A 16233-nucleotide genomic window follows, 5' to 3' on the forward strand; every position below is an offset into this window, starting at 1 on the left:
AACATGGATCTAGGTATTCAAGGCAAGTTAGCGGTCGTGACGGGTGCCAGTCGAGGCATTGGCCGTAATGTCGTGAAGGTGCTGGTGTCCGAGGGGACAAGGGTCATTGCGATTGCGAGAAATAAGGACGATTTGGATTCACTCGCCGGGGAAGTGAAGGATGGTCAGCATGAACTTGTCTGTATCGTGGCCGATTTGATGGCAGCAGGGGTGCCGACATGCGTGATGGAGGAGATTCAACATTCGCATGGTGATCCTGACATTCTCGTGAACAATGTCGGAGGCACGCTAGACATTAAAGATCCGTATTGTTCCCTCGATGATTGGTCAAAAGTCTATCGATTTAATTTGGAAATTGCTTTGGAGATGAATGGAAACGTCATTCCGGCTATGACACGAAACGGATGGGGGCGTATCGTCAATATCGCGTCTACGGCTTCGCTCGAAAATAATGGCCCAGTGACCTATTGCACGATCAAAGCTGCACTTGCGGCCTACACTCGATGTATGGCGAGGATTTTAGCTCCCGATGATGTCGTCATGTCTGCGGTGCTTCCCGGAGTGGTCGTGACCGAAGGAGGGCATTGGGAAAGAGCGCAACGCGAGCGCCCGGAACATGTTGAGAAGTATATTGCCGAGCGTTGTCCGTTAGGAAGATTTGCTGTCCCGAGCGAGGTAGGTCCGCTCGTAGCATTTTTATGCTCTCAATTCGCCACGTTCTGCCAAGGCTCTCTCGTGCCTGTCGATGGGGGACAAAGCCGCCACTATTTCGGTCAGTGATGAAGGCGAAATCCCCATTCGTGAGAGGCGAGTGCAGGTGTCGTTGGGTATCGATTCTGCCTGTTTTTGAAGATAGATGGATTGAGGAAAAAGACCATGAAAAAAACGATTAGCTTTGCAGACTTAACCCATACAGGTCAGTTGATCGCGTCGAACACGTTTCCCTATGGCGCTTCTCTCATCGCAGAGTATATTCAGCAGGAAATCCCCGATTATTTTGAATCGTTCGTCTGTAAGTATCCCGAAGATCTCAGCCAATATCTTGATCACGTCATACCTGATTTGGCGTGCTTCTCGAATTACTCGTGGAACTTTTCCTTAGCGTACGAATTTTGTACGCGAATCAAAGAACATTCTCCGGATACGATCACAATTTTCGGAGGACCGAATTTTCCGATCTCCAACGAAGAACAAGCAGAATTTTTACTCGATCATCCGAATATTGATTTTTATATCCAATTTGAAGGCGAACAGGCTATGGTCTCTCTCTTGCAGGAGCTGAAAGCCTGTGATTGGGATTGTAAGAGATTTAAGAGGACGAGAACAAAACTCTCCAATACGCATTATCGAATTGATGACACAGTCATTCATGGAGAACTCGGACCAAGGATTGCCAAGCTTGGAGATATTCCCTCTCCGTATTTGAGTGGGCGGTGTGACAAGTTTTTCGATGGTGTGCTCATTCCGATGTTGCAGACGAATCGAGGATGTCCCTTTCTTTGTACATTTTGTACTGAAGGGCAATCGTTCTACAACAAGGTGAATAAGTATAGCCGGGAACGAATATTCCGCGACCTGGATTACATTGCCGAACGTGTGACCGTTCCTGACCTCTATATTGTTGATTCGAATTTTGGCATGTTCAAAGAAGATTTAGAGGTATGCCGGTATATCTCAGATCTTCAGAAAACATATGGTTGGCCCAAGTACCTGCATGTTTCAACGGGAAAAAATAATAAGGAGTTGGTGCTAGAGGCGGCTTCAATTTTGGATGGAGCGATGAGTTTTTCTGCCACGATACAAACGAGTGATCAGCAAATCCTCAAAAACATCAAACGGTCAAACATTTCACTCGATCAGCTGATTGAAGCTGCCAAAACGGCTCAGGGAGTTGGAGCGAACAGTTATTCGGAAGTGATTATGTGTCTTCCGGGTGATACGAGAGAAAAACATGTTGATTCCATATTGGCGCTCGTGGATTCCGATGTGAATTTTGTACGGATGTACCAACTGATGATGTTGCCGGGGTCGGAAATGTCTCAGAAACAAACTCGGAATGAATATGGCATGAAGACGAGCTATCGTGTGATGCCAAGGAATTTCGGTATCTATCGATTTCTTGAGGACACGTTCAGCTGTGGGGAAGTAGAAGAAATTTGTATCAGTAATGCGACGTTCTCATACCAGGATTATGTGGCCTGTCGAGAATTTCAATTAACCATTGAAATGTTTTATAACGGCGGGATTTTTCGTGAACTCATGCAACTGCTGAATCGAAAAGGCCTGACGACTTCTTCATTTATACAGGCGGTTCATGCCCATGCGGTCTCTCACGAGACCTTGCAGGGACTCTACAGAGGTTATGTGCAAGAAACCGAAGGCTCGCTGTGGAGCGATAAGGAAGAGGTCAAGACCTTATTAACCAACCCAGAGCAGGCTCGGCGATATGTGTCTGAAGAAGCCGGAAATAACGAACTCTTTAAATATCGAGCCTTAGGATATTTCTTTCACATTGATGCTCTTCATGAAGTTGCATTTCATATTGCTGCGCAGCTCCTCAAACAACATGCTCAGGATGATGAATTGACGGGTCAATACTTGGTGGAATTGAAAAGCTATAGCCTCCTCAAGAAACAGGGGATATTAGATCACGGACAATCTATCAATGAGTATTTCCATTTCAATTTTTCTGAACTCGAGGAGCAAGATTTCAAGCTTGATGTCGATCAGGTGTATTGCTCTGAAGGATTATCTTTCGAATTTTTTCAAGACGAGGAGCAACAAACCGCTATCGAAGGGTATCTCAAACAATATGGAAAGTCAGTCACGGGTCTAGGACGCATCTTGCTACGAAGTCACATTAAAACACTGTATCGAAGAATGAAGCCTGCCAGGGTTGCGGTCCAAGCTGAACGAGGACCTGTGTCATTGCCTCAACAATCAGTTGATAACAAGGCTGCAGTTGCATGATTGACAAGGTTCTCATCGTCGTTCCTCCGCTCGTGAATAGTGAAGGGAAGAAAGACTCCAGTCACCACCGTCCAGATTTTGAATCTTACCGATTGGTCTCGCCAATCGAACCGACCCTTGTCGCATCTGATTTACGAGAAAAAGGATTTGAGGTTCGAATTGTGGACTTAGGGGTCTACACCAATGATCGTTTTGATCATTTAGCGACGATAATTGAGAACTTTAAGCCCGATGCTGCTGTCGTGATTCAATCCATTTTGACCTTTGCCACAGCCCAAGATTGGGATGCTAAGCGAGTGTTTGACATAGCAAAGGAACAAATGCCCGATATCGTTACTATTTTAACAGGGGGGCATGCCAGTAATTACCCTGGACAAGCCGTCAAGGAAGGCATCTGTCAGTATTCGATTAAGGGGGAGGTCGATTTTGCTGTTAGTCAGCTGCTACTTGCCATCAATAACGGTAGCAATCTTTCCAGTGTTGCCGGTTTATCGTTTCAATATGAAAGTAAAGTCAGGGTTTCACATGAATATCCATTGGTCGATGTGAGTGAACTTCCCTTGCCAGCTTATGATCTCTTAGATGGGGACCATAAGCTTGGTTATTCCTCGGTTCTAGAATTTGGAAAAATTCGATTTCCTGAACGCAGTAATCAATATCGAGACATTATGACCTCCCGAAGTTGTCGACTGCGTTGTTCGTTTTGTAGCGTTGCTCATTTACGCGGGGAGAAACAGCGATATCGAAGAAAACCAGTGGAAAAGGTCATCCATGAAATAGAAGTCGCTCTTGAAGAGGGAATTAAAGAAATACACTTTTTTGATGATTTGTTTGCTGAAACAGAAACGCAGATACTGGAATTGACGAATGAAATCATGAAAAGAAACCTGAAATTTCCTTGGTTTGTCGCTCAAGGTATGCCACTTTGGCCTCTCACTCACCATGTCTTGAGTGCGATGAAAGAAGCTGGGATGTACCGGCTCATTTGTCCATTAGAGTCAGGGAATGATCGGGTATTGAAAAAGGTCATTGGCAAAAGTTTTTCGACAGTTCAGCATCACCATAACGTCATCATGTGGGCGCACGATCTCGGCTTAGAAGTCATTGGAATGTTTGTGATCGGCATGCCTGGAGAAACTCGTGAAGAGATTTTGGATACCTTGACGTTTGCCGAGGGCCATCCGGAAATCGATTATTCGGTCTTTTCCATCGCAACTCCCATGATGGGGACACGATTAATGAAAGCAGTAAGGAAGTCCGGGCAATTAGAAGATTCAGGGAAGATCAATCGAATTATTAAACGAACCGTTGCACTATATAGTACCGAGGCATTTAGCGAGTACGAGTTGGGAGTGATTCGGGCATTTGATTGGGATCGTATTAATTTTTCTTCAGAATCTCGTCGTGTGAAATATGCCGCGATGGTTGGCGTTAGTCTTCAGCAGCTCGAGGAGCTCAGGACGCATGCGAAAGACACCTTCTTTCACTTTTTCCCAAACTATGACGGTCCTTGGTCTTTTCGAGAGCTGTATTACCAACCAGATCTTTATCGATCGATTGCCCCGAAAATTGCTTAAGGCAAAAATTTATAACGCGTCATGACGTGGCTCTCGGCACGACAGTAAAAGCAAAATCTTTTTAAGACGTGTATATGTAGAACCACGCAACAAAAAACAAGGAGAAGGTTAATGAGTGAAGTGAATCTGTTAGATCGGTATCCGCAGGCAACACGACCAATCGAGGAACGAGGGGCACATATTCAAGAAGATCATCGTCAGATCGCACGTCAATTTGGAAGAGAATACTTCGATGGAGATCGTCTACATGGATACGGTGGCTATTCATATCATCCCAGATTTTGGCGGGAAACGGTTAAGCGGTTTCGAGATTTCTACGGTTTGACGAATGAATCCAGCGTGTTAGATGTCGGCTGTGCCAAAGGATACATGCTCCACGACTTCAAGGAACTTCTTCCTGGATTGACCATCGCTGGTATCGATATCTCACCTTATGCACTCGAACACAGTCTTGAGTCCGTGCGGTCTGATCTTCAGCTTGGCAATGCGAAAGACTTACCATTTGCAGACAACTCTTTTGATTTAGTCATTTCGATCAATACCATTCATAATCTCGATTTAGAAGAATGCCGACAGGCATTGAAGGAAATTCAACGCGTATCGAGAGGTCCGGCTTTTGTTACGATGGATGCATGGAGGAATGAAGAGGAGCGAGAGCGGTTACTCAAGTGGAATCTCACTGCGTTGACCTACATGGATGTGCAAGATTGGGAAAAAGTCTTTGAAGACGTGAAATACACAGGGGATTATTACTGGTTTATTGCCGCGTGATGGACGAAACAATCATGAAAACGGAGTCGAAGAAGAAAATCAATGACGATCATCGTCCTTCCCTCGTTGGGGTATCGACGACGCAAGCCGCCGTGTTAACTCAAATTGGTTCTCCTCTCTCCATTATGACTCTTTCTCTGCCCCCGTTGAATCCGGGACAGGTGCTAGTCCAGGTGACATACAGTGGCCTCTGTCGGACTCAAATGATGGAGATGCAGGGAAAGAAAGGACCTGACAGGTATTTGCCCCATACGTTGGGACATGAAGGGTCTGGGATTGTCATGGATGTCGGATCGGCGGTCAAGAAGGTTAAGCCTGGAGACCATGTCATCTTGTCATGGATCAAAGGTACGGGGGCCGAAGTTTCGTCAACACAATACCAGAGTGACATGGGCATCATTCATTCAGGTGCCGTCAGTACGTTTATGAGGCATACGATTACTTGTGAAAATCGAGTGACGCCTATTCCGTCATCAATGCCCCTGCGAGAAGCTGCGTTGTTGGGCTGTGCGGTCCCGACGGGTGCAGGCATTGTTTTCAATACGGCACAGATTCAACCTGGAAGTCGTGTGGCGGTCTTTGGGCTTGGAGGCATTGGACTGAGTGTGTTGTTGGCCGCCAGTAGTGTAAAGGTCAAGTCTCTTATCGCGGTTGATATCTATGATCACAAATTGGAACAAGCCCGTTTGTTGGGTGCGACGCACACATTCAATGCACGGTCAACGAATGTGAAAAAAGAAATCATGGACATGACCGACAATCAAGGTGTCGATTATGCGATTGAAGCGGTCGGACGTCGGGAAGCCATGGAGGACGCATTTCATGTCGTGCGGCCCAAAGGCGGATTGTGCGTCCTTGCGGGGAATGTCGCATACGGAGAAAAAATGTCCATCGATCCGTTCGATTTAATCAAAGGGAAACGACTGATTGGTACCTGGGGAGGCGAATCGGTTCCTGAACGTGACTTTCAACAGTATGTAGAGAGATTTTTAAACGGCGATTTTCCGTTGATGCGTCTCATCACACACGAGCAACCACTCGAAGAAATCAATCGAGTAATTGAGGCGATGGAAATGGGGCAGGTTGGCCGAGCTTTGATAACAATGAGATAAGGTTTATGGAGGCAATTGAATTATTCACTGCCTGGCTTATGAAGAATTGTAACCTTTTTCAATAATAGCTCCTTTATGTCTCAGCTCTCTCTTTCTGCCGTCATGGCAAATTATAACCATGGTTGCTACCTGCGTGATATGTTGTCGTCCATATTAGGGCAGAGCCGGAGACCGGAAGAATTCATCGTCATTGACGATGGGTCAACCGATCATAGTGTGTCAATTATGGAAGAAATGAGCGCACAGGATCCCATTATGAGATTTGTCCGTCACGATCAAAATCAGGGCGGCGTCGAATCGGTGAGAGAAGCCATTGGGTTGTCTTCAGGAGAATATTTAAGCATTCCCTCAGCGGACGATAAATATTCGACTGAATTTTACGAAAAAGAAATGGACATACTCGCTCAATTTCCTGAGGCGGGGCTCTGTATGTCTGATTATTCTTTTTTGTTCGTCGAATCAGGAAAAGAAGTTACCAAACGGCACGAATGGGGTGACACCTCCCGGTATTTTTCGCCAGACGAACTGGCTCACGTGATGAACGGAAATTACATTGCAGGGATAACCGCTATTTTGAAACGTTCCGCCGTTGAAGAAGTTGGTGGGTTTTTAGAGTCATTAAAATGGCACTGTGATTGGTTCACAAATTTAGCTGTGGGATTTAGGTATGGGGTATGTTATGTGCCTGAAGCATTGGGTGTCATTCGCGTGCAAAATCGTAGCTATTCTGCGTCCGGAAAGCGAGATTGGAGTGAGCAAAAAATAGTTCTTCATCGGATACTTTCGTTGTTGAAAGGTTTAGAATTTCAGGACATCCTTCCGTATTTTATTAAGGGCAAAGTGATGAATCATTTCGGTGATGAAATTATTCGCGCTGTGCTCGAGGCGCCTGAGCATTGGGATCTGAAGACCTTACAACTCATTCACTACCCGTGGTGGCAGTGGAGTCAGCATATTCAAAGAAAAACCGCCACGAAAAGAGGATGGGCGGCGCTTTCTCCATTGGAGCCAAACGTCGCGTTTACGGCTGGATGTTGCGATGAGGCAATTGCCCGAGCATCCCTCAACGAGGCATTGCCACTGGGAATGCAATTCCTGCGGGAAGTCCCCGAGAGAGTCGAAGCATATCTTTCTTTAGCGTTTACTGCATTTGCCTTAAACAATATCAACATTGCCGTCGAGACGTTGAAAAACGGAATATCCAGGTTTCCGGATTATCTCCCACTACATCATGGCTTGGCGGAAACGTATTCACGCTTGGGAGAAACCGAATTGGCCATGAAGAGCTATAAAAACATGCTTGAGCTCGATCCCGAGAACTCCCAAGCTGAGCGAGGACTTCATGATCTGCGAATGCTTGCACCAGCTGTTCAGGAAATTTATTCCTCACCTAAACAAGGTGAGATTTCCACGGGGTGTCAACAAGACTCACTCATGATCAACTGTAGCACGAAGAGCCGTCCAAAATTTTCCATCGTGACACCATCTTTCAACTGTGGTTCTCTTATTCGTCACTGTATTGAGAGTGTGCTGAGACAAAATTTTGAGAGTGTTGAACATATTGTCGTCGATGGTGCATCCAAAGATAGTACGGTTGATATTCTCAAAGAATATCCCCATGTAACGTGGATTTCTGAGCCTGACAATGGAGAAGTTGAGGCGCTGAATAAAGCGTTGAAAATGGCAACTGGAGATATCATCGGATGGCTCAACGCCGATGATTGTTATGTAGATGGTGCCCTAACGCGAGTGGCCGCTGAAATGACTGTCATCCCAGACTGCCATCTCGTGTACGGGAAAACCATGTTTATTAACGATGACCGGCAGCCCACACATTGGGTCATGCCAGCCGTACCGGTCAATATGGTGACCTTGCCGCGTTGGTTCCGGTTGAACCTCTTCCAACCTTCTATGTTTTTTTCTCGAAAACTCTTTGAAGACGTTGGGTATTTTGATCAGCGTCTTTCCTATGGAGTGGATTATCAGTACTGGTTTCGGATTGCCATGAAAAAGTATTCATTCCATTTTCTTGATCACGTGTTTTCTCAATCAATGATTTATCGTTCCGGTGGCAAAACGGAAACGCCCTATGCCGTGAAGGCCAAAGAATGGTTCAACATCTGCACAGATTACCTTCCCTGCCTCACATCTGGAGAGCAAATTCAATTTTTCAAAGACTTTTACGCGTTTCGTATCTCTATGAGCAAAACGTATTATGACGATGCCCCTATCGAAACGCCCGATACTTCAGAAAAATTATCTGGGCTCATTCTGGCCTTTAAAGAATTGATAAACATAAGTCCGGAGACGTTCTTCAGTGTTTTGATTAAGACCCCACAACTTATCACGGCAGATATTATTGGGGCATTCGCTGAAAACTTGTATCGTCATGGGGAATTCACAGAAGCAAAAAAGGCTTTTGAGTGGGCCTTGGCATTAGAGTCGTGCGATCCCTTCGTGCGTAAGAGGTTTGGCATATCTCCGTTGGATTCGGTGGGAGACGAAACTGTGCCCACTTGAGAACCCATGAAGGAATACGACGTGAACTCTATGAACACAGCAATTTCGAAAGCTCTTGTCTTCTGGCCATTTTATGCCTTCGGCGCACGAACCGGAGCCCATCAAGTTCAATTGTCGGATTTAATGGCTTTGATCGGTTTAGGGTATCAGGTCACGTTGTTCGGTTCTGAACTATTCGGTGATCCCGATACAGCCTGGAATATTAAGGACATTGGCAAGCTCGAAGATGCCTGGGGAATCAAAGTGCATCTCAGCACACCTGGCCCGATCGATCGGTTGTTTCATGCACATCAACGAGCGACGAGGCTCGAGCATTGGGATATGTATCACACTCCATGGTTGCTTGATGAATATCGAACGGTCTTTAAGGATCTCAATCCAGATCTTGTGGTGATTTATTATGCGTGGTGGGGAAAGTTTGCCATCGGTGATGAATTCCATTCAGCGACCAGAATTCTTCGGAGTCTTGATGTGCTAAGCCACAACGACCAGATTATTCAAAAAGTCCTACCTTATTTAAAAGAACCCTCTTTCCCTGAGTACGTTGACCCGATTATCACCGAGGAGGATTTCTTTTCAAATCTACAAGATGGACAGACAGTACAGTCAGAAGAGTATCGGATATACGATGCCTATGACTGCACCATCGCTATCACGCCTGCGGATGCGCGCATCATCAAGCAACAGACTTTACAGACAACTGTTTGTGATGTTCCTCCTGCCTTATCCGTTCAAGCACTCTCCAATGCCTATGATGGGAGCCCCATTTTCGTTGGATCAGATAATCCGCTCAATATTCAAGGGTATGTGTTTTTTGCGCTGCAAGTGTTACCCGCGGTCTTACACCACTGTCCGGACTTTTCCTTAAAAGCCATAGGAGGGTTTTCCAAAAAGGTTGCTCATGTGCGTGGGGTGGAATTATTAGGATATGTTCCAAATTTAAAGCCTTACTATGCTTCAGCCCCCTTTTCCATCTGTCCCATGCTTGGCGGAACCGGTATTCAGATTAAAATTCTTGAGTCTATGGCTCATGGAGTTCCGGTCGTTGCCATGAAGCAAATCGCTCAAGCCTCGCCTCTTGAGCATGGAGTCAACGGTTTTATCGCCAACAATGCTGAAGAGTTCAGTCGATATGTTATTCAACTATCGACTGACCGAAGTCTCTGTCGAAAATTAGGAGAAGCTGCACGAGACACCATTGCCGGACAATTTTCATTGAACCGAATAGTGAAAAAATGGAGGGAGGCGATCGAGTCCGCTCAGTGCAATAGGGAAAAAACAACGACATTGCTGCTCCCCGCGATCATGGAATCCCGATCTTGTAAAGAGGAAAAACAGCCTATGACGTCCTCAGACAAAATAGACATAACTCATCCAAAAATTTCAATCGTTACACCGACCAAAAACTGCGCTCATTATTTACGTGAATGTATTGAGAGTGTGCTGGCGCAAAATTATGAAAACTTTGAACACATTATTGTTGACGGGGCCTCCCATGATGGAACGGTCGAAATTTTAAAAAGTTACCCACATGTCAAATGGATATCCGAGCCGGATAACGGAGAAGCCGAAGCGCTCAATAAGGCGCTGGGGATGGCAGAAGGCGATATTATTTCCTGGCTCAACGCGGATGATCATTACGTCGGTACGGATGTCTTGCGACTCGTGGCTCGAGCAATGAGTGAAACGGAAGGACGGCATCTTGTCTATGGAAAGACGTTGTTGACGGATGAACGAAAAACGATTTCGTGGCTGCAAATTCCGAGGGTTCCAATCACTTTGCCTGTTTTAATGCGGTGGTGGGATCTTCACGAGCTCTATCAACCGTCGATCTTCTATTCAAAGGCATTGATCGATGACATAGGGAAGTATAGAGAAGATTTGTATTTTTCGATCGATTATGAATATTGGCTTCGTATCGCCGCAAAGGGATATTCATTTCATTATGTGGACCAGGTGCTTTCGCAATCGCGATTATTCCGGCAAAGCGGGAAATCAGCGCAACCGAGAAAAGAGCAAGAAGAAAGCTGGACGCAAACGGCTGCGGCTTTTCAAGATCATTTGAGTGAAGTCGAACGTATTCATTTCTGGAAGGATTACTATCGCTATCAGTTACCTTATTTGAAGCAGTCTGATGAGCCGATTACTCCGCCAAATGATGAATGGGCGCAGATAGGGCTGGCCTTAGTGCTTCGAGGGTGCGGTGTTGGGTCTGAAGTCGTGAAACTTCTTGAGAATACAATAACGTTGGCACCGGAAAACGCTGATGCTCATTGGTTATTGGGTGACGAGTTCTTGCGTGGTATGAAGGACATTGATCGTGCAACGCCCGTGCTGGATAAAGCTCAATCTCTATCCTTCAATTTGCAAAAAATAGCCACCAAAAGAGACTTTGACATCGGGCGAAAGACGTACGGAATGTCATGTGGAAATGGCAGTGAGGAGGTGACGCATAGCGTCACATCATCTCGTCCTCACACGATCTCTCAAGAAAATCGTTATGTGGATCAAGGAAATCGTCCACTCAGGGTCTTATTCCAGAATCGTCCTAACGCAATGTCTCAGCCCGGTGGCGATACATTACTGATGAATAATTTCAAGAGAGGACTGGAGCGAGCAGGTGTTCATGTCGATGTGGCGTTGGGGCAGGCTCAATCTCATGACTACGACTTGGTTCATGTGTTTAATTTCGCAACGCCAGAATTCACGGAGCAATGTGCGAGGGATGCGGTTCAAGCAGGAGTACCTTTCGTGGCAACTGCCTTGTTTGAAGACTGGCCACGGTTTCTCTCGAAAAGTTCTGCGACTATTGATGTGTTTAGACAATATTTTGCCAGTGGTTTCGACGAGCAACAGTTTTCTACTGCTTTGAAGCAGTTACATGGCCTTTCATCGTCTCCTCCCTCTGGTAATGCCTTTGTCGCACAGCATGCAGGGTGCGTGTTTGCGAGTGGTGAAGCCGAACGACGTCGCTTGCTTGAAGTCTATCCTCAATTAAGGCGAGTGGAGATCGTGAAGATGGGCATGGATCATCTGAGCACTCAAGGCGGCTCATCGTTATTCTGCGATCAATATAACGTGACGGACTATGTGTTGTGTGTTGGACGTCTTGAAACCCGAAAAAACCAGCTCATGCTCTTGAAGGCTCTTCAATATGAGTCTCTTCCGATCGTATTTGTCACCGGTGGAGTCTCCTACCAACCGGAATACGAAGATCTTTGCCGACGATTTCCAAGAACAGCTCCGACCATCTTTGTTGGCCGCTTGTCTGATGAGATGTTAGCGTCCTGTTACCAGGGGGCAAAAGTCTTTTGTTTGCCCAGCTGGTATGAGTTGCCGGGGATCGTGACAGTGGAAGCAGCTCGATTCGGGTGTGCCATTGTGGCAACTTCTTGGGGGACCTTGAAAGATTATCTTCCTTATGGTGTTCATTACTGTGAGCCTGACGATCCGAATAGTATTCGCGATGCCATCCTCGATGCGTTCCGCATTCCGCCTCCGGCCATTCTTCAAACCGATGCCGCGCAATTTTGTTGGGACAAGACTGCCAATCGGTTGAAAAGTTTATATCTCGAAGTTTTAGCGCAAGCGCGAAAGACTTCTTCTCAATCTAGAGGGCGCTCTTCTGAAGGCTCTGATTCTCCTCACTCCGTGAGGTCCGAACTAAGCCTCGAATTACAAAAAGTCCAAGTTGCCATTACAAGAGGAAGGCTTGATGAAGCCCAGGATAGTCTTGAAAAAATCATCCGACATAATCCTACCGAATCAGACGCCTGGCTATCGTCTGGTGTCTTGTCTATGCAGCGGCAAGACTATCGAAGTGCGGTTGATGCCTTTATGAGAGCACTGAAATATGGAGGAAATGATCGAAAGTGCCGTATGGGACTCGTTATGGCATGGATGGGGGCCGAAGAAGCCCCAAAAGCGTCGAACGAGGCCTTAGAGATTCTGAAGGCGTATCCCGATGATGAAGAGGCTATTCATTGGTTAATCCGGGCTTGCACTGCCCTTGAAGATTGGAAAACGCTCGAGACGGCACTTTCTTACTATTTACAACGGAACCCTGCGAATTGTTCAGTTCGATTTGCCTTGGCGAGTGTGTATGTTCGTCTTGGCGAAAAAGAAGCTGCCAAGACGCATATCAACACTTTAAAACTTCTTAGTCCGAACTTTGACGGGATGGACGAATTAGAGCGGTTGATGAACGCGCGCCCTAATTCCTCAACCCATTTTCAGCACAACGTTGGTACGCATCATATGACAGCAGTTGAAACTAAGGGTACCTATGGCAGAAATTTAGGAGAGAGCAATGTCCTGCAGGATTTGGAGATAGGAAGACCAGTGTAGAGTTCCCTAGATGATACGTTTATTACCGGGTGCGTGGAGCTGTCATTCAAGTTAGTCGCGTCCTTGATCAAATGGACCGTTGTTGTGCCTTCCAAGTATTGCCTTCCGAATTTTCTGGGGTTGATTAGAATTCCAAGAGCTGTTCCAACCAGAAGCCTTACCATAAATTCCTCAACATTCGTATTTTAAGAGTAGCTCAATTAATCCCCATATTGATCATTGGTACAGTCATTTTATCTTCACTACCCTAAAGAAACCTACAAGAATTTCCGAGAACAGTAAAAGAGTCCATCGAGTCCGTTGGTAGCACTTTTCTAACAATGGCGTTTTTTAGGTTTGGAATCCAGGCCAAACATAGAAGCATGTGAGACATGTAGCCAAAGGACCCCTTTATTCATAACCACATTGCTTGGTGATCTATGAAAGCACTCATTACGGGAATTACAGGACAAGATGGATCATATTTAGCTGAGCTTTTGCTTGAGAAAGGCTATGAAGTCCATGGCATTGTTCGGCGAGTGGCGCTGGAGGATCCTGACCGACGTTTATGGCGAATACGGCATATAAAAGACGATGTATGCTTGCATGCGGCCTCATTAGAAAGTTTGCCGAGTTTGTATCGGGTTTTCAAAGAAATCGTGCCGGATGAGTGTTATCATTTAGCCGCGCAAAGTTTCGTCACGTACTCGTTCGAAGATGAGTTTTCCACGTTGCAGACGAATATCAACGGGACCCATCATGTCTTATCCGCGCTCAAGGATTGTGCTCCGGATTGTCGATTCTATTTTGCCGCATCGAGCGAAATGTTTGGGAAGGTAGCAAACGTCCCGCAAGACGAGCAGACACTTTTTCACCCACGTTCCGCCTATGGAATTTCGAAAGTGTCCGGGTACCATCTGACAAGGAACTATCGAGAGGCGTATGGTATTCGTGCCTGGTGTGGGATTTTATACAATCATGAATCCCCGCGCAGGGGATTTGAATTTGTGACTCGGAAAATTACGTCTCACGCCGCGGCGATCAAACTCGGGCTGAAAAACGTGTTGCCATTGGGCAACCTTGATGCCTTGAGAGATTGGGGCCATGCTCAAGAGTATGTGTATGCGATGTGGTTGATGCTTCAACAAGATGATCCGGATGATTTTGTTATCGCGACAGGAGTCCAACATTCAGTTCGAGAATTTGCAGAAGAAGCCTTCGGATGTCTGGGGTTGGACTATCGTGACTATTGCCGGACCGAATCCCAGCTCTATCGACCTGCCGAGGTCGAGACGTTGCTCGGTGATGCGGAGAAGGCCAGAGTCAAGCTTGGCTGGTCTCCTCAAATTACCTTTTCCCAACTTGTGGAAGAAATGGTCGAGGGAGATTTAGAATTTCTGGAAAAAGGCCGTGCTCAGATCGTCGAGGGCCAGATGTTGAGTGCGGTCTAAGAAAGAACTTTTGCGTTCTGAACGCGTGCCAATAATTCTGTGCATAATTTTAGCATTCATCATGCCGATGCATTCATAAGTTTTGATAATTTCTATTCCATTGGAATGTGAAGTCCAATGGAATGAAACCCTGCGCTCAGACTATTCCTTCACGTCAGATTGTTCTTTTAGCGATCTACCTTTTCCGTAATAACGCTTCCTGGCAATGTGCTCATATCTTACATGCTTATTACTCTACAGGCGACAACCTGGCTGTGTCAGAAAGTACTCTTATGCTTAGAGAAGGGATATATTAATGGATACATTGCTGCTTACTTCATTAAATAGATATATGCACGAATCTATGGACCTTGTGCTTTACGATCTCTACGGGACTGCCTTGTCAGCGTTTTCTAGGAAACCATCATTGCGAGTGGCGGTTATCGGCGTGGATCAGTCGATATTTGAGAATGCCGAAGCCATTCATGATTATCGATTGGCAATCGAAGGATATTATGCAGGCCGTCCGCATGACATCTTTCATCCGAGCAAATCGATTCAAGAACTTCGAAGCTCTGATTATGATCTTTTAATTGTCGGTGCGAATTCACAAGCTGAAGAAACCTCGCTTCTTCAGGAAATGAGCGATTATTTTTCTGGTGTCAATCGTTTAACATGCCCAGTCCTCTTAGCGAGAAGATTACGATCGGGTGTGAAAAATGCCTTTTTGAAGATTGGCCGCTTGGATACCTGTTTGAATATGAGAAAACTTGGGCTTGTTGCTCAGGCCCTGCTTTCGACTTACGACGGATGCATTTTAGAGTGTGGGGCTTTCAAGTGTAGCACGACGGTGTTTATGGGGCAGCTCTTGAGGGAGTGGGATGATGTCAGGCGCATCTATGCTCTGGATACCTATTCCGGTATGCCTTCCCCGACAACTTCAGATCAAGAGACGATTTATCAGCCTGGGACCTTTACTGAGACTTCGTTAGAGAGCGTGACGGGCTATGTCCAGGGACAAGGATTATCGAAGCAAATCAATCTGGTGAAAGGGCTGATCCAAGAGACGTTGCCAAAGGTTTTAGAACAAGAACCGCATGTCTCATTTGCCTTAGTCGATACCGATCAATACCAAGGAACTTTTGAGAGTCTTAACCTTATCGTCCCGAAACTTCAAGAAAATGGGATCGTTCTTATCGATGATTATAATGTCGAGGGTGTCAAGAAGGCTGTTTCCGAGATACAGGCTCTCTACCCCACTGTTGGCGGCGCAGAGATGTCGATGAATTTTTACATGCTCTGGAATCGGACAAATTCCTATTTCTTATCGAGTTGTCAGCCCTGCTGAATACATTCGTTCTCAGTCAATAATCTTCACAATCTCTTCTTCATCATATCCCTAGCCCTTTGCCGTATTGTGATTCTTGGTAGTCACCCTAGAGCATTTCTCTTGTCTTCCGCCACGCCTTGACCATTGCTGGCAAGAAATTAAAGAAATATCGAAAAAGCGCCGACAACGAGAAAGAA

At 45.9% G+C, this 16233-nt stretch carries 9 protein-coding genes; all 9 read left to right on the top strand.

The features are described 5' to 3' along the window. Nucleotides 1–3 precede the first annotated feature (3 nt). The 9 genes from MRJ96_12985 to MRJ96_13025 all read left to right on the top strand — a co-directional run bounded on the left by MRJ96_12985 (nt 4) and on the right by MRJ96_13025 (nt 16054). Nucleotides 4–780 (top strand): SDR family oxidoreductase, encoded by a 777-nt coding sequence (locus tag MRJ96_12985; GenBank protein MDR4502358.1) that lies wholly within the window; start codon nt 4–6, stop codon nt 778–780. Nucleotides 781–876: 96 nt separating this feature from the next. Next, the gene (locus MRJ96_12990; GenBank protein ID MDR4502359.1) at nt 877–2970 is read left to right on the top strand and encodes a cobalamin-dependent protein; all 2094 of its coding nucleotides are present in this window, start codon (nt 877–879) and stop codon (nt 2968–2970) included. Then, on the top strand, nt 2967–4547 hold the full coding sequence (locus tag MRJ96_12995; GenBank protein MDR4502360.1) for a B12-binding domain-containing radical SAM protein: 1581 nt from the start codon (nt 2967–2969) through the stop codon (nt 4545–4547). Before MRJ96_12990 ends, MRJ96_12995 begins: the two co-directional genes overlap by 4 nt. 111 nt (nt 4548–4658) lie before the next feature. Beyond that, a complete protein-coding gene (locus tag MRJ96_13000) occupies nt 4659–5318 on the top strand; it encodes a class I SAM-dependent methyltransferase (protein MDR4502361.1) in 660 nt (219 codons plus the stop codon). 14 nt (nt 5319–5332) lie between these two features. Next, nucleotides 5333–6430, top strand: coding sequence for a zinc-binding dehydrogenase (locus MRJ96_13005; GenBank protein MDR4502362.1), 1098 nt, complete (start codon nt 5333–5335; stop codon nt 6428–6430). A gap of 75 nt (nt 6431–6505) precedes the next feature. Continuing rightward, nucleotides 6506–8950 carry a glycosyltransferase gene (locus tag MRJ96_13010; protein MDR4502363.1) on the top strand — a complete coding sequence of 815 codons (2445 nt, stop codon included), beginning with the start codon at nt 6506–6508 and terminating at the stop codon, nt 8948–8950. 30 nt (nt 8951–8980) lie between these two features. Continuing rightward, entirely contained in the window at nt 8981–13297 is a 4317-nt protein-coding gene (locus MRJ96_13015; GenBank protein ID MDR4502364.1) for a glycosyltransferase, read from the top strand. 419 nt (nt 13298–13716) lie between these two features. Continuing rightward, a complete protein-coding gene (locus tag MRJ96_13020; GenBank protein ID MDR4502365.1) occupies nt 13717–14727 on the top strand; it encodes a GDP-mannose 4,6-dehydratase in 1011 nt (336 codons plus the stop codon). A 343-nt stretch (nt 14728–15070) separates the two neighbouring features. Further along, nucleotides 15071–16054: a TylF/MycF family methyltransferase gene (locus MRJ96_13025; GenBank protein ID MDR4502366.1), complete on the top strand. Its 984-nt coding sequence runs from the start codon at nt 15071–15073 to the stop codon at nt 16052–16054. Nucleotides 16055–16233: the final 179 nt, after the last annotated feature.

The sequence above is a fragment of the Nitrospirales bacterium genome, assembly GCA_031315865.1.
Classification (GTDB): Bacteria; Nitrospirota; Nitrospiria; order Nitrospirales; family UBA8639; genus JAGQKC01.